The organism is Micromonospora sp. NPDC049051, from assembly GCF_043197575.1.
Lineage (GTDB): Bacteria > Actinomycetota > Actinomycetes > Mycobacteriales > Micromonosporaceae > Micromonospora.
In genome coordinates this window covers 1,261,489-1,286,795 of record NZ_JBICTL010000001.1, presented here as the reverse complement: position 1 = coordinate 1,286,795, position 25,307 = coordinate 1,261,489, and the positions used below count along the sequence as shown (strand labels likewise).

Annotated in this window: 20 protein-coding genes; 5 read left to right on the top strand and 15 right to left on the bottom strand. The window is 72.4% G+C overall.

From position 1 onward, the window contains the following. Positions 1-452 precede the first annotated feature (452 nt). Genes ACGFIR_RS06090 through ACGFIR_RS06080 form a run of 3 tightly spaced genes read right to left on the bottom strand, consistent with a single transcriptional unit; the run spans position 453 to position 5,083 of the window. On the bottom strand, positions 453-4,307 hold the full coding sequence (locus tag ACGFIR_RS06090; protein ID WP_393143425.1) for a toxin glutamine deamidase domain-containing protein: 3,855 nt from the start codon (positions 4,305-4,307) through the stop codon (positions 453-455). An 18-nt stretch (positions 4,308-4,325) separates the two neighbouring features. Beyond that, complete coding sequence (locus ACGFIR_RS06085) at positions 4,326-4,664, bottom strand: hypothetical protein (RefSeq protein ID WP_393143423.1); 339 nt, start codon at positions 4,662-4,664, stop codon at positions 4,326-4,328. Further along, entirely contained in the window at positions 4,664-5,083 is a 420-nt protein-coding gene (locus tag ACGFIR_RS06080) for a YbaB/EbfC family nucleoid-associated protein (RefSeq protein WP_392999876.1), read from the bottom strand. Before ACGFIR_RS06080 ends, ACGFIR_RS06085 begins: the two co-directional genes overlap by 1 nt. Positions 5,084-5,157: 74 nt before the next feature. On the opposite strand from ACGFIR_RS06080, the gene ACGFIR_RS06075 reads away from it, so the two are divergent. Continuing rightward, positions 5,158-6,390, top strand: a complete 1,233-nt coding sequence (locus ACGFIR_RS06075; protein WP_393143421.1) for an SUKH-3 domain-containing protein — start codon at positions 5,158-5,160, stop codon at positions 6,388-6,390. A gap of 96 nt (positions 6,391-6,486) precedes the next feature. On the opposite strand, the gene ACGFIR_RS06070 is transcribed toward ACGFIR_RS06075, so the two are convergent. Beyond that, the gene (locus ACGFIR_RS06070) at positions 6,487-7,926 is read right to left on the bottom strand and encodes an aldehyde dehydrogenase family protein (RefSeq protein ID WP_393143419.1); all 1,440 of its coding nucleotides are present in this window, start codon (positions 7,924-7,926) and stop codon (positions 6,487-6,489) included. 219 nt (positions 7,927-8,145) lie between these two features. On the opposite strand from ACGFIR_RS06070, the gene ACGFIR_RS06065 reads away from it, so the two are divergent. Next, positions 8,146-10,083: a proprotein convertase P-domain-containing protein gene (locus ACGFIR_RS06065; RefSeq protein ID WP_392999882.1), complete on the top strand. Its 1,938-nt coding sequence runs from the start codon at positions 8,146-8,148 to the stop codon at positions 10,081-10,083. A 61-nt stretch (positions 10,084-10,144) separates the two neighbouring features. Here the strand turns inward: ACGFIR_RS06065 and ACGFIR_RS06060 are convergent, their stop codons facing one another. The 7 genes from ACGFIR_RS06060 to ACGFIR_RS06030 form a co-directional block, all read right to left on the bottom strand. Continuing rightward, the gene (locus ACGFIR_RS06060) at positions 10,145-10,933 is read right to left on the bottom strand and encodes an ABC transporter permease (protein WP_392999884.1); all 789 of its coding nucleotides are present in this window, start codon (positions 10,931-10,933) and stop codon (positions 10,145-10,147) included. A gap of 79 nt (positions 10,934-11,012) precedes the next feature. After that, positions 11,013-11,927, bottom strand: coding sequence for an ABC transporter permease (locus ACGFIR_RS06055; protein ID WP_392999886.1), 915 nt, complete (start codon positions 11,925-11,927; stop codon positions 11,013-11,015). Then, positions 11,924-13,090 (bottom strand): ABC transporter ATP-binding protein, encoded by a 1,167-nt coding sequence (locus ACGFIR_RS06050; RefSeq protein WP_392999888.1) that lies wholly within the window; start codon positions 13,088-13,090, stop codon positions 11,924-11,926. Before ACGFIR_RS06050 ends, ACGFIR_RS06055 begins: the two co-directional genes overlap by 4 nt. Before the next feature lie 5 nt (positions 13,091-13,095). After that, positions 13,096-14,280 (bottom strand): spermidine/putrescine ABC transporter substrate-binding protein, encoded by a 1,185-nt coding sequence (locus ACGFIR_RS06045; RefSeq protein WP_392999890.1) that lies wholly within the window; start codon positions 14,278-14,280, stop codon positions 13,096-13,098. A gap of 293 nt (positions 14,281-14,573) precedes the next feature. Further along, positions 14,574-14,768: a DUF397 domain-containing protein gene (locus tag ACGFIR_RS06040; RefSeq protein WP_392999892.1), complete on the bottom strand. Its 195-nt coding sequence runs from the start codon at positions 14,766-14,768 to the stop codon at positions 14,574-14,576. Beyond that, a complete protein-coding gene (locus ACGFIR_RS06035) occupies positions 14,759-15,526 on the bottom strand; it encodes a Scr1 family TA system antitoxin-like transcriptional regulator (protein ID WP_393001339.1) in 768 nt (255 codons plus the stop codon). Before ACGFIR_RS06035 ends, ACGFIR_RS06040 begins: the two co-directional genes overlap by 10 nt. 670 nt (positions 15,527-16,196) lie before the next feature. Then, positions 16,197-16,565 carry a DUF3499 domain-containing protein gene (locus tag ACGFIR_RS06030; RefSeq protein WP_392999894.1) on the bottom strand — a complete coding sequence of 123 codons (369 nt, stop codon included), beginning with the start codon at positions 16,563-16,565 and terminating at the stop codon, positions 16,197-16,199. Positions 16,566-16,717: 152 nt separating this feature from the next. Between ACGFIR_RS06030 and ACGFIR_RS06025 the strand changes: the two genes are divergently transcribed. After that, complete coding sequence (locus ACGFIR_RS06025; RefSeq protein ID WP_089001916.1) at positions 16,718-17,167, top strand: metallopeptidase family protein; 450 nt, start codon at positions 16,718-16,720, stop codon at positions 17,165-17,167. 35 nt (positions 17,168-17,202) lie between these two features. Here ACGFIR_RS06025 and ACGFIR_RS06020 read toward each other — a convergent pair whose 3' ends face one another. The 3 genes from ACGFIR_RS06020 to ACGFIR_RS06010 all read right to left on the bottom strand — a co-directional run bounded on the left by ACGFIR_RS06020 (position 17,203) and on the right by ACGFIR_RS06010 (position 21,743). Further along, positions 17,203-17,460 (bottom strand): WhiB family transcriptional regulator, encoded by a 258-nt coding sequence (locus ACGFIR_RS06020; protein WP_007455784.1) that lies wholly within the window; start codon positions 17,458-17,460, stop codon positions 17,203-17,205. 596 nt (positions 17,461-18,056) lie between these two features. Next, complete coding sequence (locus tag ACGFIR_RS06015; protein ID WP_392999896.1) at positions 18,057-20,564, bottom strand: bifunctional FO biosynthesis protein CofGH; 2,508 nt, start codon at positions 20,562-20,564, stop codon at positions 18,057-18,059. Between the two features lie 192 nt (positions 20,565-20,756). Then, entirely contained in the window at positions 20,757-21,743 is a 987-nt protein-coding gene (locus ACGFIR_RS06010; RefSeq protein WP_392999898.1) for a hypothetical protein, read from the bottom strand. 99 nt (positions 21,744-21,842) lie between these two features. Here ACGFIR_RS06010 and cofD point away from each other — a divergent pair, with 99 nt between their 5' ends. Together cofD and ACGFIR_RS06000 are read left to right on the top strand one after the other, a co-directional pair. After that, positions 21,843-22,790, top strand: a complete 948-nt coding sequence (cofD, locus tag ACGFIR_RS06005) for a 2-phospho-L-lactate transferase (RefSeq protein WP_392999900.1) — start codon at positions 21,843-21,845, stop codon at positions 22,788-22,790. Then, positions 22,787-23,875, top strand: a complete 1,089-nt coding sequence (locus ACGFIR_RS06000) for a coenzyme F420-0:L-glutamate ligase (RefSeq protein WP_392999902.1) — start codon at positions 22,787-22,789, stop codon at positions 23,873-23,875. Before cofD ends, ACGFIR_RS06000 begins: the two co-directional genes overlap by 4 nt. 174 nt (positions 23,876-24,049) lie before the next feature. Here the strand turns inward: ACGFIR_RS06000 and ACGFIR_RS05995 are convergent, their stop codons facing one another. Beyond that, positions 24,050-25,054, bottom strand: coding sequence for an ArsR/SmtB family transcription factor (locus ACGFIR_RS05995; RefSeq protein WP_392999904.1), 1,005 nt, complete (start codon positions 25,052-25,054; stop codon positions 24,050-24,052). Between the last annotated feature and the right edge of the window lie 253 nt (positions 25,055-25,307).

Below are 25,307 nucleotides of genomic sequence, written 5' to 3'. Positions count from 1 at the left end.
CGCCTCCCACTCCCCGCAGAGCAAGATGATCCCCGATCATCGAATCTCTGTTCGCCCAGAAGGCTCCACAATTCCGCCTTGCGCAGATCCCATACATAGCCCAAAGAGAATGCGACTACCCTGCGGCGAAGCAGGCTGGCACTCATGGGCGCTTGATGATCGAAGATGTTGCCAGCCCCGTCGAGCGAAGTGCGGCCTGCACTCGCGCCAACACGCTCGCCCTCTCAGCCTCCGGCAACGGGGCCGCACTTTCGACCTCAAGGCGCCACTCCAGCGAGTCGACATCACGCCATAGTTCGACCCGGACCGTCCGCTCCTGGACTTCCCATGCCGCTTCTCCGAACAACTCGTCCCAATCGTCCGCCAGCCGACCGCGCCGACTCAGGCCAAGCTCCGCCCGCAGCCGGTCAAGAGCATGGGCGTCAACCGCTCCGGACAATCTCAACACCCAACTATCGGCCACGATTGTCCTCAATCATCCAGTCCGCCGGCTTGAAGTGGGACGATACCCCGTCAGCAGATCGATCCGGCGGGCCCGCCCCAGGAAACACCGCCGGCACCACTTCACGCCCCAGGATACCGCTACACCTATCCGCCCATTCGAAGATGGCGGGGAAGCATTTTCTCGCGACCTTCCTGGTAACGAATCCAAACTTCTTGTTCACCACGCGAAGGTCGGGAAATTCGCTACCGCCGAGAGCGACAGCTCTTTCAACCATCACGTCGGACGATATTTGCAGGTCCAGATCACTCGGCTCCTCCAGCCCCAACTTGTACATCGAGTCGAAGGGCCGACGCGTCGGCAGCGCACCATCCCCTCTCCACGCTCTCATCCGCTCGACCGCCTGTGGGTTGTCGGAGATCTGCTCCTCCGTGGGCAGAGTCTTGTGCATCCCGGAGAAGAAGTTCGACGAGGAGCCCTGGAGCCGGATGTCGACCTCGTCACCCCGGATGCCGTCTGCCTCCAGCGCGTCGAACAAGGCTGCGGACATCTGCTCGAAAGTCTCGGGCGTCAGGCCGAGCGGAGCCCGGCGTTCCGCCCACGCAACTACCGCGTCGGGCGTCAGCCCCAGGAACTCACAGTCCCGGCGTTGGATCCTGTAGCCGGAATCATCAGCTGGAAGCAGAGCCTCAGCCCGGTTCCAGGCCGGTTCGGGCCCATCAGTTTCCTGAGGCGTCAAGCCTGAAGGCGTGCCCGTCTGTTCTGCCCCCTGAGGAGCATGGCCCGGCCCGTCGAGCAGGTGGGTGCGGTTGAGGTGCAGTTCGCCGTACCCCTGGTCGGTTTCGACGGGTGGGTAATCCGGCAGGTCCGGTCGCTGGCTGAACTGTCCCCGCCTGAGCCCTCCCAGGGGCATGGGTCTGCCGTCCGAGCCGAGCACCAGGACCTCGGTGTCGACCGCGTTGTGCGGATCTGGAACGCCCTGGTGCCGGTACAGGGGCGTGGTCGACACCGCCCCGGTCTGCGGGTCGAGGTAGAGGATGGTGCCGTTCTGGTTGAGGGCGACCCAGATGTGGGCACCGCCCTGCTCCCAGTTGTTGACGACGAAGGCGAAGCTGCCGTGCCCACCCATGCGGAGTTGGGCGTGGAGGTTGCGGTATCCGGTGTCGACGGCCCACTGTCGCTCGACCCCCTGGATGTCCTCCGTCGGCTGGCAGAGGCGTTGGAAGCGTCCTCCGGTGATGTCCTCCACCCGCCCGATGCCGTCCCGTTCGCCGTTGATGGGGCGCGTGACGTCGCCCGCCACGTACGCGTCGAAGGTGCGGGGAGCGGCCACCCGGGGGCGGCCGTGCATCCAGGTGTCGAACAGCGACAGAGTGCAGTCGATGCAGTTGATGCCACGGGTGGGATCGGCCTGCGGTCCGCCGTCGTTGACCAGGCCGAACCAGCCACCCGTGCGTGGGTCGGCGTTCCGCCGGACGCTGCCGTCAGGTTCCCGGGGCACCTGCCGTTCGATGTCGGTCTGGTGCAGGGCGAGCGGCGGGCGTAGACCCCCTGGCTGGCCGTAGTTGCGGGACAGGTCGATCGGCGGCGGGTAGTCGTCGCCCGTCAGCGCCGAACGGTTGCCGGTCTCCACCGCGCCGTGCGCCAGGTCGCCGACATCGTCGTTGATCCGGCGGAAGTCCGCGCCCTCGACGGCGACGACGCCCGGAGCCGCCACTCCGGCGAGGACTCTCTCCGCCATATCGTTCTGCTGGTGATACCAACGTTCCCGGTCACGGGCGCCCATGAAGTAGCGCTCGGCGGCGGCGCGATGCCCGGCCTGTGCCAGACGGCGTCCCTCGCTGATCAGCCACCGGGCTTCGTCGACACTCCGTTCTGCGGCCAGGCGTAGGCGCTCCGCGCTGTCCAGGCGGCGATTCTGCTCATGATTCGCGCGCTGGTGCTCGAAGTGCCCCCGGTAGCGACGGCGCTCGAACGCGTCCCGGTCCGCAGCCCATCTGGCGGCGTACCACTCAGGGGTGAGCGGACGCGGAGGTGGTTGTTCTGCGACCCTTGGCGGTTGTGCCGTCGCCCCAGCCGTTCGGTCTGTCGATGAAGGGTCTACGGGTGCACCCGGCACCACTCCTGGCGCGCGCGGGGACGCCACCCTCGTGGTTGTCGCCACCGTCCCACCGCCGGCCGCCGGTCCCGGTGCGGTCGTCGGGGACGCCTGCACCGGGATGGACGCGAGCGATGAGTTGGCCGCCGGGCCGTTGGCGATAGATCCGCCGGTCGTCAGCGGGGTGGTTGCCGCCGTGGCGGTGTGCTGCGCCGCCAGCCCCGCACCAGGTGCCGTTTCGCTGACGGGACCAGGAGCCGCCAGCGCGGCAGAACTAACTACCGGAGGGGCCGCCGGCGCGACGGAGGAGAGCGTCGGGTCGAGCGGAGCCTTGACTGCCTCGACCTGAGGCGCCGGAAGCACGGTCCGACCGGCGGGATCGGCACCGGGCGGGAGCGTGGGAGCGTTTCGTGCTTCCGCGAACGCTTCCTGAACTGCCGGAGCGACCCCGTTTACGGCAGGGACGGCATCGGAAGCATGGGCGGGCGGGTTGGTTGAACTACCGCGCTGCTCGGGAATTTGGCTGACGGTTTCGGATGTACCAGCAGCGGGAGACGCAGGCGTTCCGGCCGTCGCGTGGGACTCGATCAACGGGACATCGCTGCCGGCTGTTGGCGCTGACGAGGGCGTCGTCGCCTCTTGTGTCGAGATCTGGTGGCGGAGCGCCTCCACGCCTGGCGGCGATCCGGTGCTGGTCGAGGGCTGTGTGAGGGCCGCACCGTCCACCGGGAGGAGAGGCGCACCCGCCAGTGCGCTCATCTGGCCGCTGAGCCGCGCCTGCAACGCCGCGTCGGCCTGGCCGGTGGCCGAACCCCGGACGCCGGACGCAGCCGCGCGGGCCGCGTCCTCGACGGAGGTCAGTCCCTGGCCGGTGGCGAGGCTGGCGGCCTGGTCGGCCATGACCTCGCCGGCCATCTCGCGGCCGAAGTGCTCCCCGATCCGGGCGCCCCGGCCGGTGGCGTGCCGCCCGAGACCGGCCAGCGGTGCCACCGCCCCGCCGGCCATGCCGCCGAGCGCCGTGGTCCCCAACTCCGTCACGTCCAGCCCGTGCCGGCGGCCGGTCGAGTTCTGGTAGGCCTGGGTGGCAAGGTTGATGCCGCTCTCCTCGGCCGCCTCGGACACCCCGCTCAGCGCCGCCCGCCGGCTGAACCCCCGCACGCCGCCCTTGGTGACCTCCTTCGCCGCCCGCTCGCCGGCCTCCTTGAGCCCCTGCTTGATCGACTTGCGGGCAAGCTGCGCCATCAGTCGTTTGAAGATCTGCTGCACGATGAGCCTGGTGGCGGTGATCGCCGCCCCGGCGGCGGGCGAGGCGGCACCTGCGGTGAGCACGGCCGCCACGGCCAGCGCCAGCAGCTCGACCACCAGGATGCCCAGCTCGATCCAGACCTCGAGCTTGGCGCCCTCGATGTCGCAGCCGCACTCCTCCACGAGCCGCCCCAGCTCGGTGCTGACGGCGAGCAGCACGGGCAACGGCGCCTCGTCGCCCTCCGCCACCCGGCGCCAGGCGGTGTCGAAGGCGGCGGCGACGGCCCCGACGCCGCCATAGCCGTCGCGCACCTCCCGGGCAGCGGCAACAGCGTCGGCCCGCGGCCCGGACAGCGCTGCCGCCACCGCGTACCACTGGTCGGCAAGGTCCCAGACCGCGCGTTCGTTCCCCTCCGGCCACTCGACACCGATGACCCAGTCGAGTGCCTCGTAGACCCAGCCGGGCAGTTGCCAGGGCGAGTAGTCGAGCGGGTGCGGGATGGGGCTCGGCAACAGACTCATCCGGGTCTCCTCGGCGGATCAGCGCTGCTGGTGCCGGTCGCCGACGCGGCCGAGCCGGCCCGCACTCGCCGCGTCCGTCCGCAGGTTGGCGTCCACCGACCGGACCACGTCGGTGCCGAGGCCCTCCAGGTGCCGGCCGACGCCCTCCCACACGCGCAGGACCAACTCCTCGAAGCCGCGGTACTTCTGCTCGAACGCGGCCCCGATGTCGTCCTTGCCCCACGGCGACCGGGCGCTCGTTGCCGCGATCGCGCCGCCCACCTGGCGACGACGCGCCACGATCGCCTCGCCGGACGAGGAGAGGTCGACGCCTCCGCGTCGAGCGCGCTGCGGGTCGAGCCAGAGCTGGCCGTCCATCACTCGCTCCGGCGAAGCACGGCGTCGGCCCGGCCCAGCAATGACCCGAAGTCACCCGTACGCAGGAAATCCGTGGCCCCGGAGCCGGCGGGCAGGTAGCCGGCCACGAGTTGCTGGCTGGCCGCGACCGCCGCCTCGCCGGCCCGGCGGACGGTAGCGGTGATCTTCCGGCTCAACGCCTTCGCGTCCCGGTCGTGGAAGGCGGAGGGGTGCAGCTCAACCGAGATCACCTCGCCACGGGCGCCTGCCGTGGCGGTCACCTGGCCATCCTCGGAGCGCTCGGTCACCCGAAGCTCGGCGAGCCGGCCCTGCAACTCGTCCAAACCGGACCTCAGTCGCTGGTAGTCGCCGTACACCTCGTCGAAGCGCGCCCGTAGCGCGCGATTGGCGTCGCGGTCCACACTTTCGGCCAACGCCACCCTCCCCCGGTTACCGTCGGTAGGGCGAACCATACCGGGCGCCACGAATCCGTGGGGTCCGGTACTTTCAAGCCGTGATCGATCGCCAGCAGGCCGAACAGCTCGCCGCCGTGTGGGCCCGCCGCGAGTCACAGCGCCTCGGACACGAGTGCCGCGCGAGCGTCGACGAGTTCGAACTCGGCTACATCATCACGTCCACCGTGCCCGTCGAGGTCAGGACGGTGCCGGGCGACCTGCCGACCACGGTGGTGGACAGGGCCACCGGCGAGGTGACCACCTGGCCACGCGTGCCGGTCGACGTGGTCGCGCAGATGTACCGCCGGAGTCGGCCGGAGGGCCAGGCTGCGCCCCGCACGGTCGATCCGGCGAGTCAACTGCTCCGCGAGATCCGCCGTCTGCCGACTCCCACCACGGCGGCGCACCTGACGGTCGAAGGGCGACTGTTCCGTGCGCAGGGCGCCAAGGGCGACGTCGCGTTGAACCACCATCCGCTGGTGCGGTCCTACCTGGACGGACTACCTGCCGGCCACCTGGTTCGCGGCGCCGACCGGCACGCCGAGCTGATCGTCGTCTCCGACGTCCTGCACGACTACGACCACCGCCGCGCCGCCGAGGGCATCGCCCCACTCGGCATGGCCGACGCGGAAACGCTGCTGGGCGGTGCCCGGTTCGAGGTCTTTCGGGTGCGGGAGCCCGGCGACCCGTATGGTGGCCGCGCGGAGAGAGCCTGCGACTCGTGCCTGAACTTCCTGGTCCACTTCAACGTACTGTCCTGGGCGGATCTGGCCTTCACCTCCGAGTGGAGTCCGCAGCCACAGCACCCGCATCACCCGGACCGCTTCCCACCCGCTGTTGCCGACGCGCTGATGGATGCCGGCTGGGAAGATAGCGAGTTCAACCCCGCGCTGGCCGCCGGGGCGATCCGGGAGACGTGCGAGGTCGTCGGCCAGCGGCACCGACACGAGCCCTTCCCTGCGGCCGAGCGGGCTCTGACCGCGTTCCCCGCGATCGTGAGCAGCCGTCGGGGACCGGGCGAGCAGGTCTGGATCAGTCGCTTCACGACCAACCCGCTCCGGAGTGCGCACTCGGCCGACACTCTGGCCGACTTCGCCGACGTACTCGGGGCGAGACTGTTCCCGATCGGCTCGGAGCACGGTGACAGCGTCTTCGCCGTCGACGAGCGGGGTCGGGTCTTCGCGTTGGACCAGGCCGGCGAGTGGTTCCTCGGCGAGGACATCGACGCCGCGCTGACCACCCTGCTGCTCGGCCGGGCACCCGCCCGCGTCCGCGACGACGGCACCTGGTGAGCGGACGACAACCGGTGGCCGCCGGTGAGCGGACGACAACCGGTGGTCGCTGATGAGCAGGGCGGAAACCGGTGAGCGGGCGGCAGCCGGCGGGCGCTAAAGCGACAGGCCGGTCAGCACCATGACCCGGGGTTCGGTGTAGTCGTTCATGGCGCTGCGTACGCCCTCCCGGCCGACGCCGCTGCCCTTCACCCCGCCGTACGGCATCTGGTCGGCCCGGTACGACGGTACGTCGCCGACGATCACCCCGCCCACCTCCAGGGCGCGGTGTGCCGCGAAGGCCGTGTCGAGGCGGTGGGTGAAGACGCCCGCCTGCAGCCCGTACGCCGAATCGTTGACGGCGGCGAACGCGGCCTGGTCGTGCGCGACGCGGGCGACCACCAGCACCGGTCCGAAGACCTCCTCGGCGTGGACCCTGGCGTCCGCCGGTACGCCGGAGAGCACGGTCGGCGGGTAGGTGGCGCCCTCGCGCCGCCCGCCCACCTCGATCGTGGCGCCGGCGGTGACGGCCTCGTCCACCCACGCCTCGACCCGCTCTGCGGCGTCGGCGGAGATCAGCGGCCCGACGTCGGTACGCGGGTCGGACGGGTCGCCGACGCGCAGTTCCTGCACCGCCGCGACGAGCCGGGGCAGGAACGCGTCGTAGAGCCATTCGTGCACGTAGACCCGCTGCACGGCGATGCACGACTGCCCGGCCTGGTAGTTGGAGAACGTCGCGATGCGGTGCGCGGCGAAGGTCAGGTCCTCGTCGGTGTTCCAGTCCTCGCAGATCACGGCGGCGGCGTTGCCGCCCAGCTCCAGGGTGACGTGTTTCTCGGGCACGGAGCGGCGGATCGCCGCGCCGACCGGCCCGGATCCGGTGAACGAGACCACCGGCAGCCGGGGGTCGGTGACCAGTTCGGCGGCGCGCTCGTTGGGCAGCGGCAGGACCGAGAACATCCCCTCGGGCAGGTCGGTCCCGGCGAGCAGCTCGCCCAGCAGCAGTGCCGACAGCGGGGTGGCGGGGGCGGGCTTGACGATGATCGGCGCGCCGACGGCGATGGCCGGGGCGACCTTGTGCGCGACGAGGTTCAGCGGGAAGTTGAACGGCGCGATGCCGAGCACCGGCCCCTTCGGCACCCGTCGGACCAGGGCGATCCGCCCGGTGGCGGTCGGGTCGGTGTCGAGGCGTTGCAGCTCGCCGGAGAAGCGCCGGGCCTCCTCGGCGGCCCAGCGGAAGGTGGAGACCGCCCGCCCGACCTCGGCGCGGGCCCACCTCACCGGCTTGCCGTTCTCGGCGGTGATCAGCCAAGCGAACTCCTCGGCCCGCTCCGCGAGCTGCCGGGACACGTGGTCCAGGGCCGCCGCGCGGGCGTGTGCGGGCAGGGCCGCGGCCTGCGCGGCCACTCCGGCGGCTGCCGCGACGGCCGCTTCGACCTGCGCGGCGGTGGCGAGGGTGGTACGCCCCACGGCCCGCCCGTCGTACGGGTGGTGGACGGTCAGCTCACCCTCGCCGTGGGCGGGGCGGGAGGCGACATGGAAGGCGACGGAGTCCACACGCAGCAGCGTAGACCCTCCGCAGGGAGCTGATCCGCACGCGCGGGCGACAGCCGGGGCCACGGCGATCCATCGATGCTTACCGCAGTTCACCCCCCAAACACAAGGGGCTCTCACGTCTCCACTTTTTGCCGTGGAGGCCCTACGCTCGTGCTCACTTTGATCAATTGCGATCGATGGTGGGACCCGCCGTCGTGTAGCGAGAGGAACACCCGAGGTATGACACTCCCCTATCCAGCCGTGCGTCGCTGGCGCGCCGGTGTGTTGACCGCCGCCGTCGCCACCGCCGTGGCGTTCGGTGCCCCGGCGACGGCCGCCCCCGCCGAGGGACAGATTCTCATGGCCGGCGGCGCCACCGCCGTCGATGAGTCGTACATCGTGGTGTTCAAGGACGCCTCGGTGGGCCGGACCGACGTCACGAAGAAGGCGCGTGACCTCGCCGGCCGCCACCGCGGCGCGGTCAACCGGACGTACCAGAACGCGCTGCGCGGGTTCGAGGCGCGGATGTCCGAGGCGGAGGCCAAGCGGCTCGCCGCCGACCCCTCGGTGCGCTACGTGCAGCAGAATCACACCGTCCGGATCACCGGTACGCAGAGCCCGACCCCGTCCTGGGGTCTGGACCGGCTCGACCAGCGCGCGCTGCCGCTGAACAGCTCCTACACCTACCCGAACACCGGCTCGGGCGTGAAGGCGTACATCATCGACACCGGCGTCCGGGTCAGCCACAGCGACTTCGGTGGTCGTGCCATCTCCGGCTTCGACGCCATCGACGGCGGCACCGCCGACGACTGCAACGGGCACGGTACGCACGTCGCCGGCACGGTCGGCGGCAACGCCTACGGTGTGGCCAAGGGCGTCACGCTGGTCGGCGTCCGGGTGCTCGACTGCGCGGGCAGCGGCACCGACGCCGGCGTCATCCAGGGCGTCGACTGGGTGACCGGTGACCACGCCGCCGGTCAGCCCGCCGTGGCCAACATGAGCCTCGGCGGCGGCTTCAGCCAGGCCCTCAACGACGCGGTGGACCGTTCCATCGCCGACGGCGTCAGCTACGGCCTGGCGGCCGGCAACGACTACGGCGCGAACGCCTGCAACAGCTCGCCGGCCAGCACCGCGGCCGGCATCACCGTCGGCTCGACCACCAACACCGACGCCCGCTCGTCGTTCTCCAACATCGGCACCTGCCTGGACATCTTCGCCCCCGGCAGCTCGATCACCTCGGCCTGGCACACCAGCGACACGGCCACGAACACCATCAGCGGCACCTCGATGGCCACCCCGCACGTGGTCGGCGCCGCCGCGCTCGTGGTCGCCGCCAACCCGACGTTCACCCCGCAGCAGGTACGCGACAAGCTCGTCGCCGACGCCACCAGCAACGCGGTGACCAGCCCCGGCACCGGCTCGCCCAACAAGCTGCTGTACGTCGGCGACGGCGGCACCACGCCCCCGCCGCCCCCGCCGCCCGGCTGCACCCAGACCAACGGCACGGACGTGACCGTCAGCGACAACGCCACGGTGGAGAGCACGATCACCATCGCGGGCTGCACGGGCAACGCCGGTGCCGCCAGCACGGTCGCGGTGGACCTGGTGCACACCTACATCGGTGACCTCGTCGTCAGCCTCGTCGCCCCGGACGGCAGCGCCTACACGCTGCACAACCGCACCGGCGGCTCCGCCGACAACATCAACCAGACCTACACCGTCAACCTCTCCTCGGAGGTCGCCAACGGCACCTGGAAGCTGCGCGTCCAGGACGCCGCCTCCGGTGACACCGGCTACCTGAACAGCTGGACGCTGAACCTCGGCGCCGGCTCGGCGGTCTGCACGGGCACCAATGCCAACAACGTGACCATCGCTGACAACGCCACGGTCACCAGCACCGTCGCGATCGCCGGCTGCACCGGCACCGCCTCGTCGTCCAGCACGGTCGCGGTGCAGGTCGTGCACACCTACATCGGCGACCTCGTCGTCAGCCTGGTCGCCCCGGACGGCAGCGTCTACACCCTGCACAACCGCAGCGGCGGGTCCACGGACAACATCAACCAGACCTACACCGTCAACCTCTCCTCGGAGACCCGTAACGGCACCTGGAACCTGCGCGTCCAGGACGCCGCCTCCGGCGACACCGGCTACATCGACGCCTGGACCCTGACCCTCTAGGGTTCGTCCGCTTCAGGCACGGCCCACAGCACGGCCGCGCCGAAGAGCCCCTCGCCGACGTTCACGCGCGGCGAGGGGCTCTTCGCGTTCGACGTCCGCGTAGGGTGCCGGCGAGCACCAGCAGCAGGGCGACCGCGAACATGGCGGTGCCGATGACGTTGACCTGCGGCGGGATGCCCCGCTGGGCGGCGCCCCAGACGTACATGGGGAACGTGACGGTGGTGCCGGCGTTGAAGTTCGTGACGATGAAGTCGTCGAAGGACAGCGAGAACGCGAGCAGCGCGGCGGCCAGGATGCCGGGCAGCACCAGCGGCAACGTGATCCGCCGGAAGGTCTGCCACTCGCTCGCGTAGAGGTCCATCGCGGCCTCCTCCAGCCGGGTGTCCATACCGGCCAGCCGCGCCCGGACGGTGACCACCACGAACGACAGGCAGAACATCACGTGCGCGACGACGACGGTCCAGAAGCCCTGCGGCACCCCGGCGGAGACGAAGAGGGCGAGCAGCGAGGTGCCCATCACCAGCTCGGGGGTGGCCATCGGCAGGAAGACCAGCACGGTGAGCCCGGCCCGGCCACGGAACCGGTGCCGGGCCAGCGCGAACGCCATCAGGGTGCCGAGCACCGTGGCGACCACGGTGGCGACGAAGCCGATCTGGACGCTGCGTACCACCGCGTCGCACATGTCGGAGGTGGCGCAGGGGTTGCGCCAGTTGTCGAGGGTGAACTCGGCGAAGTCGTACGACAGGCGGCTGGAGGGGCGGTTGAAGGAGAGCGCGGCGACCACAGCGATCGGCAGGAGGAGGTAGCCGAGCACCAGCAGCGCCACGCCCATGACCCAGCGGTCCGCCAACCACCGACCGATCCTCGCACTCACCGGACCGGCCTTCCGTTCGCGACCGCGGGGCTCCGCTGCGCTGCACTCCTCGCACTCACCGGGCCGCCTCCGTGCCCGTCCGACGCAGGTAGCCGAAGACCAGCGCGAGGATCGCGGCCATCAGAAGGAACGACAGCGCGGCGCCCTGCGGATAGTCCAGCCGCACCAGGAACGCCGAGTCGATGACGTTGCCGATCATGTACTCGCTGGGGGTGCCGAGCAGCTCGGCGTTGATGTAGTCGCCGCTGGCCGGGATGAAGAACAGCAGCGTGCCCGCGACGAGACCGGGCATGGACAGCGGCAGCGTGACCCGGCGGAAGGCCCGCAGCGGGCTCGCGTAGAGGTCACCGGCCGCCTCCAGCAGCGCGGGATCCAGCCGCTCCAGGCTCGCGTACAGCGGCAGCACCAGGAAGGGCAGGAAGTTGTACGTCAGGCCGAGCACCACCGCCACGGGGGTGGCCAGCAGCCGGCCGTCGGGGTCGAGCAGGTGTACGTCGCGCAGCAGCCCCACGAGCCAGCCGTTGTCCGACAGGATGGTCTTCCACGCCAGCGTGCGTACGAGAAAGCTGGTGAACATCGGCGCGACCACGCAGACCAGCAGCAGGTTCTTCCAGCGGCCGGCCTTGCGCGCGATGGCGTACGCCAAGGGGTAGCCGGCCAGCAGCGCCAGCACCAGGGCCGCGCCCGCGTAGCCGAAGGAGCGCCCGAACTGCGGCCAGTACGCGGCGAGCGCGTCGGGATAGTTGCCGAACGCCCACGTCATGGCGTACCCGGTGGCGAGGGAGCCGGCAGGGTCGTAGAGGCTGACGGCGGCGAGCTGCACCAGCGGCACCGCGAAGAAGAGGATCAGCCACGCCCCCGCGGGCAACAGCAGCAGGTACGGCAGGAGCCCGGGCCGGCGGGGCTGCGCGGGCGGCGCGGGCGGCGCCGGCTCCCCGGCTCCGGTGGGCAGCCGGGCCGGGGCGCTCACGAGGACGCGCCGACCGGCTCGTCCCGCACCGGCGCGCTCCGGTCCTGCTCGGCGGTGTCCCGGGGCAGCAGGAAGGCGTGCCGCGGGTCCCAGTACGCGACCGTCTCCGCGCCCACGGGCACCGGCCGGGCGGTGCCCGTGTTGGCCACGAAGGCCGACAGCTCGCCACCCCAGCCGGTGCGCAGCAGGTACTGGGTGCTCACCCCCACGTAGGAGGCGTCGGTGACGAACCCGGTGACGTGCTGGCAGCCGGCGGGGACCTGGTCGGCGGAGTCGACCAGGTGCAGCTTCTCCGGGCGTACGCCCAGGTGGACCGGACCCCGCTCGACCCGGGCCCGGCCGGCGGGCACCGAGAAGCGGTGGCCGTGCGCCGACACCGTCACCTCGCCGCCGACCGCGCCGGCCGCCTCGCCGGCAAGGAGGTTGGACTGGCCGAGGAAGTTCGCCACGAACGCCGTGGCCGGGTACTCGTAGAGGTCGGCGGGGGCACCGAGCTGCTCGATCCGGCCGGCGTTCATCACCGCGACGGTGTCGGCCATGGTCATGGCCTCTTCCTGGTCGTGGGTGACGTGCACGAACGTGATGCCGACCTCGGTCTGGATCCGCTTGAGTTCGACCTGCATCCGCCGGCGCAGTTTCAGGTCGAGCGCGCCGAGCGGCTCGTCGAGCAGCAGCACCTGCGGGCGGTTGACCAGGGCGCGGGCCAGCGCGACCCGCTGCTGCTGCCCGCCGGAGAGCTGGGCGGGGCGACGGTGGCCGTGCTCGTCGAGTTGCACCAGCGCGAGCATGCCCAGCACCTCGTCGTCGACGGAGCGGATGCCCCGGCGACGCAGGCCGAACGCCACGTTCTCGAAGACGTCCAGGTGCGGGAAGAGCGCGTAGCTCTGGAAGACGGTGTTCACGGGCCGCTTGTGCGGGCGCAGCCGGGTGACGTCCCGGTCGCCGAGCAGTACCCGTCCGCCGGTGGGCTCCTCCAGGCCGGCGATCATCCGTAGCGTGGTGGTCTTGCCGCAGCCGGACGGGCCGAGCAGGGCGAAGTACGAGCCCTGCGCGACGGTCAGGCTGAGGTCGTCCACCGCCGTCACGGAGCCGAACCGCTTGGTGAGGCCGGCCAGCCGCAGGTCGCCGGCCGGGCTCCCGCCTTCCGCAGTCGTCCCACCCATCCCGCTCACGCCCCGATGACCCGCTGGAACTTGCTCTCGTACTCGCGCTCGCGCTTCTCGTCCAACGCCATGAAGACCGCCGACCTGGCGAGCATGGCGTCGTCGGGGAAGATCAGCGGGTGGGCGGCCAGCGCCGGGTCGATCTTCTCCATCTCGGCCTGGGCTCCCCGTACGGGGCAGATGTAGTTGACGAACGCGGCGAGCCGGGCGGCGACGGCCGGCTCGTAGTAGTGGTCGACGAGCTGCTCGGCGTTGCCCCGGTGGGTGGCCCTGTTCGGCACCACCACATTGTCCGACCAGATCATCGCGCCGGAGTCGGGTACCACGAACTTGATCTTGTTGTCGTCGAAGCCGAGCTGTACGGCGTCGCCGGACCAGCCGATGCAGGCGGCGACGTCGCCTCTGGCGAGTTCCGGCGCGTAGTCGTTGCCGGTGAACCGGCGGATCTGGCCGGCGTCGACGGCCTTCTTCAGCTTGGCGAGCGCGTCGTCGAACTGGGCGCCCGTGAAGTTCGCCGGGTCGTGGCCGTTCGACTGGAGCAGCAGGCCCATGGTGTCGCGCATCTCGGCCAGCGCGGTCACCCTGCCCTTGAGATCGGGGCGGGTGAGCAGCTCGTCGACCGTCCGGATCTCCCTGGTCACCCTGCCGTTGTAGGCGAGACCGGCCAGGCCGGACTGCCACGGGATGGCGAGCTGGTCCTCGGGATCGAAGGACCGGCCGCGCAGCGAGGGCAGCAGGTTGGCGGCGACGTTGGGCAGCTTCGACCGGTCGAGCTTCTGGACCCAGCCGAGCCGGATCATCCGTGCCGCCATCCAGTCGCTGAGCACCATGATGTCCCGCCCGGTGGGCTGGCATCCCGCGAGCTGGTTCTGCACCTTGCCGAAGAACTCGTTGTTGTCGTTGATGTCCTCGGTGTAGGTGACCTGGATGCCGCTCCTGGCGACGAACGCGTCCAGGGTCGGCCGCTTGGACCCGTCGGCCTCGTCCACGTCCATGTACTGCGGCCAGTTGGAGAACGCCAGCGTCTTCTCGGTGCCGGACAGGTCCTCGCTGACGCAGCCGGCCTCCGTCTGGGTGGCGGCCGGGGTGCCGCAACCGGCCAGCGGGACACCCGCCGCCAGCAGCGCTGCCGAGCCGAGTGCGCCGGTCAGCAGCCCGCGCCGGGTGAGGGGCCGGACGGGAGTACGCATATGACGACTCCTTGAGGGTTCGTCGGCGGACGGGCAGGGCGGCCCGCCGGCGAGGGGTCAGGTGCGGTGAATCTTGACATGAGGCATCCGGCAGCGCGACAGCGGTAGCGGCGGGCGGCGGATCAGCCTCCGCGAGGGTGCCGGGCACGTCTGGCCCGCCGACGTAATTGCTGGTCAGTCGGCTGAAGCTGATCGCGTACGCCTGACTGCGCGATCAGCCCCTGCGGTCGGCAACTCCTGCTTCAGCGACGACGCGCCCCGCGGCGCGGTGCCGGGCGCGGTGGCCGGGGCGGTCAGGACGGGCGGCGGGCGAGCTGGCCCACGAAGGCCCGCCAGGTCTCGGGAGCGAAGGCGAGGGTGCCGCCAGTGCGGTCCTTGCTGTCCCGCACGAGCACCCGACCGGGCAGGTTGTCGGCCACCTCGACGCAGTCGCCGCCGTTGTTGCTGCTGCGGGACGCGGTGCGCCAGCGGGCGTCGGTCACGTCCATGCCGTCGCCACCTCCCTGATCAGCTCGATCGACCGGCCGCGCGGCAGTGCCTCGCCCGCGACGCTCTCCCATCTGGCGCCCAGGCTAGCAATGTCGGCACTCTCCGTCACCACCTGACCGCGAAGCTGACTGTCCACATAGGCCGTCTCGGCGCCGTCGGGCAGACGGATCAGCACGAACGCCCCGGCGAGACCGGTGTGCCACGGCACCTCGGCGGGGATCACCCGGACCTGCACGTGCTCCTGCGCGGCGATCGCCAGCAGGTGGGCCAACTGCCCGGCCATCACCGTGCGGTCCCCGACCCGCCGGCGCAGCACCACCTCGTCGATCACGGTGACGAATTGAGGCGGGGCGTCCCGGACCAGGATCTCCTGCCGGGCCAGCCGGCCGCCGACGATCTCGTCGACCTCGGCGGCCGGGAGCAGGCCGCCGGTCGCCAGCACCGCGCGGGCGTACGCCTCCGTCTGGAGCAGGCCCGGCACGAGCGACGGCTGGTAGGACCGGATGGTGACGGCGTCCTGCTCCAGTTCGGCCCACGGCCGGAACCACGGCAGGTCGCGGCGGCGGAACGGCTCGGGCCACAGCTCGGCGGCGTCGCGCCCCAGGATGCCGGCGACGGCGAGCCGCGTCCGGGGATGCGGGATCCGGCCCGAGGCGACCCACCGCGCCGCCGTCTTGGGGTCGACGCCCACCTTCTCCGCCAACGACTCGGCTGTCTCCCCCTTCTCGGCCATCGCCACCCGCATCACCTCGTTCACCATCCGACCTCCCGCGCCCGCCATCACACTGGGGCGCACGGTAGCCACGCTGCGTGCCCTTGTCGTCACGCAGCCGGCGTGTCGCGGCGGGATCTGTTTCGCGCGCCCGAGGTGGCTGACGAACGCCCGGAAAAGGCCCTGGACATGCCTCCGCCGCAGCGTCGGGCCAGGCACCGCAACGAGGCGAACGCACCTCTGAAGGACCGCGTGCCGGCCGTGCCCAACCCACCTCACCCACGCTGTCGAACTGATGTCGCAGACGATTCAGGCCCCGGCGGCACAGCCCGACACCGCCTCGATCGCCAACCCTGCTCCGTCGCGACCGTCGGCCCCGCCGAACCGACGACAGCCAGACCGACGTGCTGGTTGGACCAACGTGGAGGTCGACCGGCGTGGACGCCGAATCGGCGTCGATGCTGGACGGGCGTGGAAGTTGAACCGACGCCTCGTGGGCGCGCCTGCGCCCATGCTCGCCGACGGCTGACGCCACCGGCACCGCGATGTCGTAAACGATTCAGCTCGACAGCGCCCGGCGTGCCCATCCGGCCCGCAGGCAAGCTGCCGAGTCCGCGCAGACTTTGCTCCCCGCGCCCGCGACTCCCGCCGCGACCCTGACTGCGTCCGGGATGCACCGAGGCGGAGATGGGCGCCGCCCTCCCAGAGGGGCGGGTCAGTGGTTCGGGGGGATGACGCGGAGGTGCCCCCGGCGGCCCGTCTGGGGGCTTGAGTTGGTGGTCTTGTCGTCCTCGGGCGGGCGCGGGGCCACCGGGCGGGCGGCCTCGCGGACGGCCTCGGCCAGGGCGACGAGATCGTCGGTGGTGGGCGGCGGGGGCTCGAACTCCCCCTCGTGCCGGACGACGTCCCAGCCACGCGGCGCGGTCAGGCTCCGGGCGTGCGGTTCACAGAGGTCGTACGTGTGCGGCTCGGCGAATGCCGCCAACGGGCCGACCACCGCTGTCGACTCGTTGTAGACATAGGTCAGCGTGGCGACCGCTTGCCGGGGGCAGCCGTTACGGGAGCAGCGCCGTGGTGACCTCACGGCGGCAGGGTATCTCCATTACCGGGTCCGGCGCACTGCTTCGCGTTGCGACACGCCCGTCACGGTGATCACAATTCGGCCCGTCCGCCACGGCGCGCCGCGCCGGTGGCGCTGCCGCAGGCCAGGTCGGTACGGGCGCTAACCTTTCTCTCATGACGAGCCCGGAACACCGCCGCCCCGGCCCCGGCCGGCGCGCACACCGCGACCGGCACGGGCGCGGCCTGCGCGGGCGGCTGGTGCCGGCGACGGTTCCGTTGGCGCGTACGAAGGCGGAGATCTTCGACGACCTGGTGCTGGACACGGTCGAGACCCTCGAACGGCGCTTCGCCAAGGAGTTGGCCGGGGTCGAGTTCGCGGTGGAGGACGTCCCGCCGGACCTCAACGTCTACGACTCGGACGTGCTGGAGGACGGCGAGGTGCCGCTCGCCCGGCTGCTGCCCGGCCGGCCGGGCCGGCAGGAGGTGCCTCCGCGGATCGTGCTCTACCGCCGGCCGTTGGAGTTTCGCGCGATGGATCGCGAGGATCTCGCGGATCTCGTGCACGACGTGATCATCGAACAGGTGGCCAATCTGCTCGGGGTGGACCCCGACGAGTTGGCCTGAGCCGGGCGGCCCCCACCGCCCCGGCCCGGCGACGCTCAGGCGGCCCGCCGCTTGAGCTTGCGCCGCTCCCGCTCGGAGAGCCCACCCCAGATCCCGAACCGCTCGTCGTGGCCGAGAGCGTATTCGAGGCATTCCGTCTTCACCTCGCAGCGCGAGCAGATCCGCTTCGCCTCACGGGTCGAGCCGCCCTTCTCGGGAAAGAACGCCTCCGGGTCGGTCTGGGAGCAGAGCGCCCGCTCCTGCCACTCCGGCGCGTTTCCGAGCAGGTCGGCCACCTCAAGCTGGCCGTCCATCAGATGCCTCCTTGTCGCGCACCGGCGTCACCGCCGCTGCAACCCCCCACGCGGAAGGCGTGCTTGTCCGTCGGTCCCGATTTGCTGCGTTTCGCGCGAACAACCCCATTCAAATTACACGCGTGTAATGCGTGCGCCGTCAAGCCGAACTTGATAATGGAGTCGTCCTCCCGACAACACTCCGGACGGCCACCCGGCCACCCGGCCTCGCAACCTGCCCTATCGATTCAGACCCCGGCCGAGTAACGCCCTCTCCGGCGAGTTGCCCGAGTTTTCTCCCGTGGCGCTTCCCCGCCGACCCGACGAGGCGGGCCGGCGGGGACCTTCGGAAGTCACCCACCACGATCCGTTGATCTTGGTGGGGCACAGGTTAACCCGAGTTGGCGCGGACCGCCCGCCGAGCCTCGAACGGCCGCCCGTCCCGCGCTCACGATGTGGACGGGCCGCGACGGCGCCACGGTCCTGTCCGCGGGTGGACAGTCGTCAACCCGCTGCTGATTCTGGCGACCCGGCCACCGTCGACAGTGGACAGAAATCCCGTCGGCCGATGCCCCATCGTCCCACCAAGCGGTACGTGCGGCGGCCGGTCGGCCCCGCTACGGCCGGGGGCTGCCGTACGCGGTCGTGCGTCTACGGGCCGGTCGACCGGCGGCCGCGGCGATGGCGATCAACTGCTCCTCCGTACGCGCCGAGCCGTTGCCGGAGCCGGCCATCCGGGAGATCGTCTCCTCCATCAGCGTGCCGCCCAGGTCGTTGCAGCCGCCCCGGAGCATCGCCGCCGTGCCCTCGTCGCCGAGCTTCACCCACGAGCACTGGATGTTGTCGATCCGCCCGTGCAGCAGCAGCCGGGCCATCGCGTGCACGACCCGGTTCTCCCGCCACGTCGGCCCCGGGCGGGCGATGCCGGCCAGGTAGATCGGCGCGTTCGTGTGCACGAACGGCAGCGCCACGAACTCGGTAAACCCGCCCGTACGGTCCTGCAACCCGGCCAGCACCCGGAAGTGCGCGAGCCACTGCCCGGGGTGGTCCACGTGGCCGTACATCATGGTGGAGCTGGACCGGATGCCCAGCTCGTGGGCCGTGCCGACCACGTCGACCCAGGCGGCAGCCGGCAGTTTGCCCTTGGTGAGCACCCAGCGCACGTCGTCGTCGAGAATCTCGGCGGCGGTGCCGGGAATGGTGTCGAGCCCGGCCTCGCGCAGCCCGGTCAGCCACTCCCGCACCGACACGCCGGCCTTCGCGGCGGCGGTGACGATCTCCATGGGCGAGAACGCGTGCACGTGCATCCCCGGCACCCGCGCCTTGATCCCCCGGACCAGGTCGGCGTAGACGGTCACCGGCAGCTTCGGGTCGATCCCGCCCTGGAGGCAGACCTCGCTGGCGCCGGCCGCCCACGCCTCCTCGGCCCGGTCGGCGACCTGCTCCACCGACAGCCGGTACGCGTCGGCGTCCCGCTCCCGCTGGGCGAAGGCGCAGAAGCGGCAGCCGACGTAGCAGACATTGCTGAAGTTGATGTTGCGGTTGACCACGTACGTCACGTCGTCGCCGACCGCCGCCCGGCGCACGTCGTCGGCGAGGCGGCACAGCTCGTCCAGCGCCGGCCCGTCGGCGGCGAACAACGCCAGCGCGGCGTCGGCGTGCTTCGGCTCCAGCAGCGTCGCCGGGTCGTCGGCCGCCAGCCGCAGCCCGGCCCGCAGGTCACCGTCGGTGCCGCCCCCGCCGCCGGCGCTGACCTTGGTCGCCACCTCCGACCAGTCGCCGTAGACGTGGTCGAAGTCGCCGCGCCGGTCCCCGGTCCGCCCGGTGGTGTCGATGGTGACGTGCAGGTCGGTCCGGCCGCCGTACGTCTCGTCGGGCTCCTGCCAGGGGCGGCCCACCGGCCGGGCCGCCTCGACGGCCAGCCCCGTCGCCGGGTCGGCCAGCGCGCCGACGTGCGGCAGCAGGCGCGGGTCCAGCCACGGGTCGCCGGCCCGGACGTACTCGGGATAGATCGTCAGGCGCTCGCGCAGGGTGAAGCCGGACGCCTCCGTGTGCCGGGCCAGCTCGTCGATCTGCGGCCAGGGACGTTCCGGGTTGACGTGGTCCGGGGTCAGCGGGGACACCCCGCCCCAGTCGTCGATGCCGGCGCGCAGCAGCAGGTCGTACTCGCCCGCGATGAGGTTCGGCGGGGCCTGGATCCGGGCCTTCGGCCCGAGCAGCACCCGGGCCACCGCCACCGTGGCGGCCAGGTCGTGCAGCTCCGCGTCGGGCATCCCGCGCATCGCCGTGTCCGGCTTGGCGCGGAAGTTCTGCACGATCACCTCCTGGAGGTGGCCGTACTCGCGGTGCGCGCGGCGGATGGCGAAGATCGCGTCGACCCGCTCGGCGAGGGTCTCGCCGATGCCGATCAGGATTCCGGTGGTGAACGGCACGCCCACCCGGCCCGCGTCGTCGAGCACCCGCAGCCGTACCGCCGGTTCCTTGTCCGGCGAGCCGAAGTGCGGGCCGCCCGGCTCCGACCAGAGCCGCGTGGCCGTGGTCTCCAGCATCATCCCCATGCTCGGCGCGACGGGCTTGAGCCGCTGCAACTCCGACCAGGACAGCACCCCCGGGTTCAGGTGCGGCAGCAGCCCGGTCTCCTCCAGCACCGCCACCGCGCAGGCGCGCAGGTAGTCGAGCGTGGAGTCGTAGCCCCGCTCGTCCAGCCACTGCCGGGCCGCCGGCCAGCGCTCCTCCGGCCGGTCGCCGAGCGTGAACAGGGCCTCCTTGCAGCCCTGGGCCGCGCCCGCCCGGGCGATGGCGAGGACCTCGTCCCGGTCGAGGAAGGCCGCCGGCAGCCGGTGCGGCACGGTGGCGAAGGTGCAGTAGTGGCACCGGTCCCGGCACAGCCGGGTGAGGGGGATGAAGACCTTCTTCGAGTACGTGACCACGCCCGGCCGCCCGGCCTCGCGCAGGCCCGCGTCACGGACGGCGCCCGCCACGTCGAGCAGCGCGTCCAGCGCCCCGCCCCGGGCGGCCAGCAGCGCGGCGGCCTCGTCGACGTCGAGCGCCCGCCCGGTCGCGGCCCGGTGCAGCGCCCGCCGCACACTCGCGTCGGTCGGACCGGGCACGGTGCGATCAACCATCCGCCCAGCCTAGGCGCTCAACCGGCCGGTCCCACCCCACCCATCCGGCCCACCCTGGTGACCCGGGACACCCGCTTCACGGTGCGTGACCGCCGGTGCTCGGCACCGGGCCGCGAGCGGGGGCGGGTGGGCAGCGGGCGGGGCAGAGCGAGCGCCCCGCACGGGGCCGTGCGGGGCGCTCGGGTGGGCCGGTCAGCGAGGGGCGTCGGGGCTCTCGCCGGGGTTGATGCGCTGGGTGCGGTCGGTCTCGTCGTCGGCCGGACGCGGGAGCGCCTCGGTGGGCCCGGTGGGCTCGACGGACTGGCGCGGGATCGCCTGGGTGGGCTCGGCCGAGGGCGGCTGGCCGAACGGCGGGGCGCTGTACGACTGGCCGAACGGCGGGGCGCTCTGCGGCTGGCCGAACGGGGGCGCGGACTGCGGCGCGGGACCCGCCGGAGGAGCGGACTGCGGCGCCGCGGCGGCCGGGGGCGCGGACTGCGGGGCCGGCGCGAACGGCGAGCCCTGCTGCGGACCACCGGCGAACGGCTGGGGCTGCTGCCCGTACGGGGCGCCGTAGGGGGCCGGAGCCTGCCAGCCGCCGGGCTGACCGGGGACCTGCTGACCGGGGACCTGCTGACCCGGGGCCGGGTAGCCGCCCTGCTGCTGGGGCCACCCGGGCTGCGGCTGGCCGTACACGCCGGGCTGGGGCTTCGGCTTGGCCACGTAGTAGAGGGTGCGCCAGATCTTGAACACGACGTACGCGGCGACCGCGAAGAGCGCCAGCCAGGCCACGCGGCTGAGCAGGCCCAGGAACGCGTCGAGGATCTCGCCCTCGGCCAGCCGGTCGACCGTCCAGAAGAGGAAGGTCAGCCCGCCGAGCAGCGCGCTGACGACGTACTCGCCCAGGGCCACCTGGGTGATCAGCTTCGCCTTGCCCACCGGGGGCGTCACGTGCGTGGCGAGCAGTACGGCCAGCAGCGGCAGGAACACCGCCTCGACGCCGACGAAGGCGAAGAAGGCGCTGCCCGCCCGACCACCGATCGTGCTGTACTCGGTCGGTGTCGCCAGCCGGATCAGGGCGACGAAGAGGAACACGGCGTTCGCGCCGAGCAGCGCGAACGCGGCGAGTTCACGAAGCGGCTTGGTCAGCTGGCTGGCCTGCGTCGCGTCGGTGGACGCGGGCTCGGCGGGGCTGGTCACGGGATCCCCCTCGGGGCGAATGCGGACAGTTGCCGACGTGAGCCTAGTCTCTCCGCCCACAGGCGGACCGGAGGCGGCCCGTACGCGAGGATGGTCGGCATGCGCATCGTGGTTCTGACGGGCGGCATCGGCGGCGCTCGTTTCCTGGTCGGCGTGCGGGCGTACGCCAGGGAGGTCGGCGCCGAGGTGACCGCCGTGGTCAACGTCGGTGACGATCTGCTCCTGCACGGGCTCAAGGTCTGCCCCGACCTGGACAGCGTCATGTACACGCTGGGTGGCGGCGCCGACCCCGAGCGGGGTTGGGGACGCGTCGGCGAGAGCTGGACGGTCAAGCAGGAGCTGGCAGCCTACGGTGCCGAGCCCACCTGGTTCGGGCTCGGCGACAAGGACATCGCCACCCACCTGGTGCGCACCACGATGGTCAATGCCGGCTACCCGCTGCACGCGGTCACCGAGGCCCTGGCCGATCGCTGGCAGCCCGGCGTACGCGTGCTGCCGGCGACCGACGACCGGCTGGAGACCCACGTGGTGGTGGAGCTCGACGGCGGCCAGCGGGCGATCCACTTCCAGGAGTGGTGGGTACGCCATCGCGGCGACGTCCCCACCCACCGGTTCGTCTTCGTCGGCGCGGACACCGCCCGGCCGGCACCCGGCGTGCTGGAGGCGATCGCCGGGGCCGACGTGGTGCTCGTCGCGCCGAGCAACCCCGTGGTGAGCGTCGCCCCGATCCTGGCCGTGCCCGGGCTGCGGGACGCGGTCGCCGACGGTCCCGCCCCGGTGGTCGGCGTCTCGCCGATCATCGGCGGCGCCCCGGTACGCGGGATGGCCGACCGCTGCCTGGCGGTGCTGGGGGTGGAGTGCAGCGCGGCCGGCGTGGGCCGGCTCTACGGCGGCCGGTCGGCCGGCGGGCTGCTCGACGGCTGGCTGGTCGCCGAGGAGGACGCCGGCACGGTGGTGCCGGGGGTGACGGTGCGCGCCGCACCGCTGCGGATGACCGACGAGGCGGCGACGGCGGCCATGGTCCGCGCCGCGCTGGAGCTGACGTGAGGCTGGAGATCCTGCCGGTGCCGGGCATCGGCCACGTGTCCGAGGGCGACGACCTGGCGGCCCTGATCGCCGCCGCCGCGCCCTGGCTGCGCGACGGCGACGTGCTGGTGGTGACCAGCAAGATCGTCTCGAAGGCGGAGGGGCGTCTCGTCGACGTCCCGCCGGACGGGCCGGAGCGCGTCGCCGCGCGGGACGAGGTGCTGGCCGCCGAGACGGCGCGGGTGGTGGCGACCCGGGGCGCGACGCGGATCGTGCAGACCCACCACGGCTTCGTGATGGCGTCGGCCGGCATCGACGCCTCGAACGTCGACAAGACCCGGCTGGTGCTGCTTCCCGAGGACCCGGACGCCTCGGCCCGGGCGCTGCGCGCCGCCCTGCGCGAGCGCCACGGCGTGGACGTCGCGGTGATCGTCAGCGACACGATGGGCCGCCCCTGGCGCAACGGGCTCACCGACGTGGCGCTCGGCGTCGCCGGGATGGACGCGATCCGCGACCACCGGGGCGAGGTCGACCCGTACGGCAACGAGCTCCAGCTCACCCAGATGGCGGTGGTGGACGAGCTGGCCGGCGCGGGCGAGCTGATCAAGGGCAAGTGCGACCAGATGCCGGTCGCCGTGGTGCGCGGCTACCTCACCGCGCCCCGGCCGGACGACGACGTCGGCGCGTCCGTGCTGGTCCGCGACGCCTCGATGGACCTCTTCTCGCTGGGCACCGCCGAGGCGACGGCAGCCGGGCTGGCCGCCGCCGCCACCCTGCCGGACGGCCTCAACCCGACCCCGCCCGACCCGGCGGTCGTACGCCGGGCGATCGGCGCGGTCGCGGACGTGGTCGCACCCGGCACGGTCTTCAGCCTGGTGGCCGACGACGAGGCCCGTGCCGGGCTGACCGCCCGGGTGCCCGGCTGGCCGGCGGAGGCGACGACGCTGGTGCTCGGCGTCCCGGCCACCCCCGCCGGCCCGGTCGACCTGGTCCGCTTCGGCGCCGACCTACAACGCCTGCGCACCGCGCTGGCGGCCGAGGGCGTCGCCTCACTGCTGCTTCCCCCGCCCCCCGGCACCACCGCCAGCGCCGCCCTGGCCCTGTGACGGCTGGGGCGCCGACCCCGCGACGCCATCCCGGCCCCGCGCCGACCCCGCGACACCGCCACCCTGGCCCCGCGCCGGCCCCGCGGCACCGCCGTCCCGGCCTGCGGCCCCGCCATCCGGAACCGCGCCGACGGCCCGGCACGGTGACGGTGCCCGGGTGGGCACGGGCGGCGGTCAGGAGTTGAGCATCGCCCGCCCCAACGGGGTCAGGGTGTGCAGGACGGTGTTGCGGTCGCGCTGGCTGACCAGCAGGCCGGCGTTGCGCAGCACGGTGGTGTGCTGGCTCGCGGCGGCCGCCGAGATGTTGAGCCGGCGGGCCACCTCGCCGGTGGTGCAGCCGTCGTCGCTGGCCGCCAGCACGGCGGCCCGGGTACGGCCCACCAGCGCGGCCAGCGCCTCCCGGCCGGGGTCCGACGTGCCCGGGCCGCCGCCCTCGCCGGAGGCCGGCAGCAGGCCGCCGAGCCGGTCCACCGGATAGACCAGGACCGGGGGGAGCGCCGGGTCGAGCAGGGCGACCGGGGTGGCGGCACAGAAGAACGACGGCACCAGCAGCAGCCCGCGCCCGTCCAGGTGCAGCTCCCGGCTGTGCGGGTAGTCGCGGACCTCCAGCACCCCGGAGTCCCAACGCACGGCGGGGCGCAGGCCGGCCAGCAGCCCCTCCGTCCCGCCGTCGAGCAGGGCGCGGGCCCGCCGGGCCCGGTCGGCCTCCACCGCCGCCTGGATCCGGGGCCAGTACGGGTCGATCGCCAGGCCCCGGTAGCGCTCCATCGCGCCGGTCAGATCGCGCAGCGTGTCCGGCTCCCCCTGGGCCAGCGCCTGGGTGCCGGCGGGCGGGGAACTGCCGGCGGCCAGCAGCGTCAGGTCGCGTTGCAGCAGGGCCACGGGGGTACTGCGGATCGCCTCCATGCCGGCCTCGAAGCCCGACACGCTCTCGAACGGGGTGAGGAAGTCGGGGAAGTAGCCGCGGGGCGGGTTGAGCGTCAGGAGCAGCCGCAGCCCCGCCGAGTCGCTGTCGTCGCGCAGCCCACGGGTCACGCTGCTCCGCCAGCCCGCCAGCAGCGGATCGCGGCCACGGCCGGGCAGCAGGTGCAGGCTGAGAACCAGCTCCCACACCGGATTCGCCGCCGGAGCCACCCGGGTCCGGAGGATGTCCTCGGCGGAAAAGTAGATCTTCAGCATGGACAGCTCCCCGCGCCGCCGGGCAGGGGGATGCCTGGCAACCGTTTGCACTGTACCTGGCCGGCACTTATCTCCGACTTTAAGCGTGGGCTGAAAAACCTCGACGCCCCCCGGGGCGGTTGGGCATGCTTCCACTGCCCGCACACGGGGGCGGGCGCGTCACCCGACACGCCCGGAGCCGGGCACCCGGGGGACGGGGAAGGACCGGCGGCCGGGCGACACCACGAGGGTCTGCGGCCATACTCCGCGGAGG